Raw genomic sequence first — 4,515 nt, 5'->3', positions numbered from 1 at the left:
ACCTTCACGGTGCCAACTTCAGCGGTGCCAACTTCAGCGATGCCAACTTCAGCGATGCCAACTTTAGCGATGCTAACCTCAGCAATACCTACCTTCGCGATGCTGATCGCTGAGGTGCCAACCTCAGCGGTGCCAACTTTAGTGATGCCACAGTTCAGGACGCTCAATTTGGTTTGGGACTGGGACTCTCTGACAATGAGCGACAAGCTTTAGCAGAACGCGGGGCTATCTTCAATGACCCTCAGGTAATCGCGAATCTACCCACACTCTCATTCCTCGTTGAAGCAACAACTGCTCACATTACTCAGCCGTTAAGCAATCTGCTGCACTCACTATCGATAATGACTGAATCCCATTGAAAAGCGATCGTCTAACTCAGTGCATCTATACTCTATGCAGTAATGCAGTAATGCAGTGGTACTCTAAGTAATTACTGCATTAATAAAACACTCATGGCTGTTATAGCGTTCGTCAACCAGAAGGGAGGCTGCGCGAAGTCTACTACCTCAGTTCATTTCGCCTATTGGCTTACTCGCAAAAAGAACAAGGTCTTGCTAATCGATGCTGATGCACAACGCTCCAGCTCTATCTGGCTAGAGTCAATGGAAACCCAAATTCCGTTCGAGGTCGTTCAGTCTCCCGACGATCTGTTAGAGCGAATTCCAGAGCTAGCTCAGACATGCCAGCATCTTATTGTAGATGGACCAGCCGGATTGTCAGAATCCACCAGGGCAATTCTATTTCGAGCAGACCTGGCGATCGTCCCCTGCCAACCAACTGGGGTAGACTTACGCTCTGCTTCCGATGCCATGCGGCTAATCAAACAAGCCCAATCCGTGAGAAGTGGACCGCCCAAAGCTGCCGTATTTATCTCCAGAGCAGTGAAGGGTACAAAGCTACTGGAGGAAGCGATCGCCCTACTGACCAAAAGCGAAGTTCCGATCCTAAAGTCCGTGGTCTACCAACGTCAGATTGTTGCTGACACCTTTGGGCAAGGTGCGACAGTTTGGGAGTTATCAGGAAAGCCTGCTGCTGATGCTTCTAAGGAGTTTGAGCGGCTATTCAAAGAAATCATGGGATTACTGCCATGAGTCCCGCAAAAAGACAGCGCAAATCCCTCGATAGCAGCAACCTAGCTTCTGAGTTTGTCTATGGCGATCGCCAGGGCAGCAGCCGACCTGCAGAACCCGTAGAGGAACCTGAAGAAATAGACGAGCCAGAGGAAGAACCACCGCAACCTGAACCTAAAACCCCTCAGAAGCCACCCAAACAAACCCGTGCAAAGAAACCTAGCGCCACCAGCAACAGGAGTAACCTTATGTCTAGACTGATGGAATCCGCTGTTGAGAAGGAGCCAACGATCCGGCTAACAGTGGATATGCCCCAATCAATGCACCAAAAACTATCTATTCTCTGCGCTAGAACTGGCAAGAAAAAAGCTGAAGTGGTGCGGTTACTCCTTGAGGAAGCACTTGATGAAGTAAATGAGTAATGCAGTAATGCAGTAATGCAGTAATGCAGTAATTAATTGCGGGTTAGAACCCTTTTCCCTCATGAATTAGCAGGGCGATCGCCCCCCTGCCCTACTAAAACTGTTTAAGGCATTGACCAAAACAATAAGCCCTAACCTACCGGTCAGGGCTTTGTTTTTCTATATGGGGTGATTGAAGGGTTGCTGTCATGAGATGCAATTAGCACTTAATCAAAGCCCGAAACGGCGTAAATTCGTTAACCAGTAAATGCAATTGTGGGGGTACGACCAAAATTTTAGTACAGATTGCCTACTCTCAAACTATTGCTCTGAAAGCGTTTCAGTCTAATTGCACTTCATGACAGCAACCCTTCAATCACCCCATTTAGGATGAACGAATCGCACACGGCTCAAATCAGCGGCGGCAGACAACCTCGAACCCAACACCAGCAGCTTTCAACCGTCCGTCTGCATTTGAATTGTTATGCTGTATAGCTTAAATGGTTTTAATGACACTACTCAGGTTTTTTCTTAAATCTCTAAACCTGAGTGGGTCGATTTTCAGTAGCACCGAGATACTTATAAGCAACTGCTGTGAATATAAAACTGCCAGATATTTTAACAGCACCTATAAGGGGCAAAAGTAGCGAAGCGACGACGAAACGCCACACGACGCCTGAAGCCTCTGCTGTGCAAGGATTCCAGAAAATTTTTTATGATTTAGCTAAAACATCCCGAAAAACAGCTATTTACGGGCAAGTTTTTAAGCAGAAAGAGTCCGAAACTCTGATTCTGTCGTCAATTATATGAGCAGTTCAATCGTCATTTACGGGCAAGTTACAATTTTCTGGCCTTTTTAGCTGGATCGCTTACTACTTAGTCATTTCAGAGGTTGTGTGGCGTTTGGATGCAGCTTTGCTGATACTGTTGGCGAATTATTTCTTTATGCTTGAACTACCCATTTCGTCGTTGTTCAATTCATAAAATTCAATTCGTTTCAGCAGGGGAACGACGAATATTTAGAGCCTTCAAGGTGTTAAGCAATATTTCGCCAACAGTATCTTTGCTACCTTTACCCCTTCCAAGGTCGAATTGCTAGAAGCTACAAATATCAAGGCTTAAAGTACTATCTTGCAGATTTTTACACGTATCCTGTCGCAATCCCAACTGGAACTGAAATTTTTGATGATGCAGTTCGCCAGGTTAAAGACTTGAGGAGTGACGATGAACATTATTGACCAGTTAGAAGCTGGAAAATTTACTTATCAAATTTCTTGTCAATTTTCTCGGAGGTGCACTGGACAATGACTTGATTAATGATTTCCTGAGAATTATCTATGTAAACAGATGGACCTGATGATGTAGATGGCGTCCACATCTGAAGCAATGTCATTAAAAAACCAGCTAGTCCTACGGAATTCCCAAAAACGGGATGGCCAAGATATTTGAGGAATACTTCTGCCAAAGAAGAAAATCTAGGTATTTCTTGCTTGATAGCAGCTGCAGTTGCCGCAGGTTGATGCCCTGCTGCCAGGACTGTTCAATGATTCGGGACAGACTTTGTAGCTCTGCAATCGTAGGAGATTCTTGCTGCAGAACTCTAATAACATCGCCAAGAAAATCATATACTCCGTCTGGCACAACAGCCATTTCATTACACCTTGGGCATCGAGCGTAATTGCCCGTAAACGTGATGCCAGATGAGTTTTCAGCGCCAAATGGAGATCGGAAAATATTTCCACAGTTACTGCAAAAGGCTGGCAAATTAGGCATCTTAAACTCCTGTATGCGACTGATCCTAAAAGTTTGTTAAGTCTAACTTTAACAGCGCCCCTATAGTCGGGTAAGGAAGATCCCTCCTTAGTTTTAGCCTTCTGAACACCAAACAATCAGAAATAAACAGCTAAAGACGGGGTTTGAGTAGCAATGGAACAGAAAGTCACGTTAAGGCTGAAACACTGTAGCAGCAGTCATTTCAGAAAGTACTGTTCAGTCTCAATGAGACGTACCAATTAGACTGTAGGCTAATTGGTACAGAAATTTCGAACGGAATATCAAGGGTTTCAGGCTTCTGATTCTCAGTAGATTCAACTGGTACACCTCTTAGCGTAACTTTCTGTTCCGTTACTACTCAGACCCCGGTAACTCAGCCGCCCAGCGTTGGGCGATCCGTTCAGACTTATGGTTCGGAAAGGAGATCGCCCTCAGTCCTAAAAAAGATGTCCAGTTGCGGAGAGTCTTGGAGCAAGGCACTCCGCACAGCAATGAGGATTTCTTTCTCTCCTCGCTCCCCATAGATAAACGCCGGAAATGCCCAATTGGGGTATTCTTTTGCACCGAGGGAAACCATACGCTGCCAAGCCGCCGCTTCCTCATCTATCGAAGCCACGCGCTCCTCAACAGAATCAGGTTTGTCACCTCGTCTTTCGCAGTTATAGCGGGTCTTCTCCTTGAGACCGGCAATGTCCGTAAGTGAAGTCGCTGGATTCAAGACAAGGATTGCCACATGACCGAAAAGGCGTCGGATATGGGAATTCTCCATCATCACCGGCACAGCGGGTGCGAAGATCTCAGCTTTGGCAACTCCCGGGGGAAGAGCACCGAGCATCAGCAGTTGCCAGTCGTTCCGCACCTTGAGAAAAAGCGTACGAGTTTTGGGAAACCAATGAACATCGTTTGATAGGCAAGTGACTTCGACACCCAGCTGCTGATAAGTAAGATATAGTTCATCCCTGAGCTTCGGGTGAGCGTATAAAACATCATTGGGATTCCGTGGACCGGCACTCCGGAGGCGATAAGGATCGATGCGGACGACGTCTGTTCTTAAAATTTTGTCTAGCGAACTCTTTCCAACTCCGCCAGGTCCAACGATCAGTAGCGTGTCAGTGGTCATTATCTTGTATCTTCTCCGTTCCCACCCTCTGTTGTTTGTCTACCCAACGGCTCAAATCACCGGTGGCAGACAACTCGAACTCAACACTAGTATCTCTCAACCGTCCACCGCATTTGAATTGTTAGATTGCATTTTGCGCTGCTCTACTGAC

5 protein-coding genes are annotated in these 4,515 nt (G+C 46.2%); 3 read left to right on the top strand and 2 right to left on the bottom strand.

Annotation, left to right across the window (positions count from 1 at the left end; translation table 11 throughout):
* The 3 genes from H6F93_RS00080 to H6F93_RS00070 all read left to right on the top strand — a co-directional run.
* Positions 1-113, top strand: a 113-nt coding sequence (locus tag H6F93_RS00080; protein ID WP_190677946.1) for a pentapeptide repeat-containing protein, incomplete at its 5' end; no start/stop codon positions are given.
* 339 nt (positions 114-452) lie between these two features.
* Positions 453-1,091: an AAA family ATPase gene (locus H6F93_RS00075; RefSeq protein ID WP_190677943.1), complete on the top strand. Its 639-nt coding sequence runs from the start codon at positions 453-455 to the stop codon at positions 1,089-1,091.
* The gene (locus H6F93_RS00070; RefSeq protein ID WP_190677938.1) at positions 1,088-1,492 is read left to right on the top strand and encodes a YlcI/YnfO family protein; all 405 of its coding nucleotides are present in this window, start codon (positions 1,088-1,090) and stop codon (positions 1,490-1,492) included. The genes H6F93_RS00075 and H6F93_RS00070 overlap by 4 nt, the downstream gene beginning before the upstream one ends.
* Before the next feature lie 1,389 nt (positions 1,493-2,881).
* Here the strand turns inward: H6F93_RS00070 and H6F93_RS00065 are convergent.
* A complete protein-coding gene (locus H6F93_RS00065) occupies positions 2,882-3,244 on the bottom strand; it encodes a hypothetical protein (protein ID WP_206755686.1) in 363 nt (120 codons plus the stop codon).
* 406 nt (positions 3,245-3,650) lie between these two features.
* Positions 3,651-4,364 (bottom strand): hypothetical protein, encoded by a 714-nt coding sequence (locus H6F93_RS00060; RefSeq protein WP_190677932.1) that lies wholly within the window; start codon positions 4,362-4,364, stop codon positions 3,651-3,653.
* Positions 4,365-4,515: the final 151 nt, after the last annotated feature.

It is taken from the genome of Leptolyngbya sp. FACHB-671 (genome assembly GCF_014695745.1).
GTDB lineage: Bacteria > Cyanobacteriota > Cyanobacteriia > Elainellales > Elainellaceae > JAAUTN01.
This window is presented reverse-complemented; position numbering and strand designations above follow the sequence as displayed.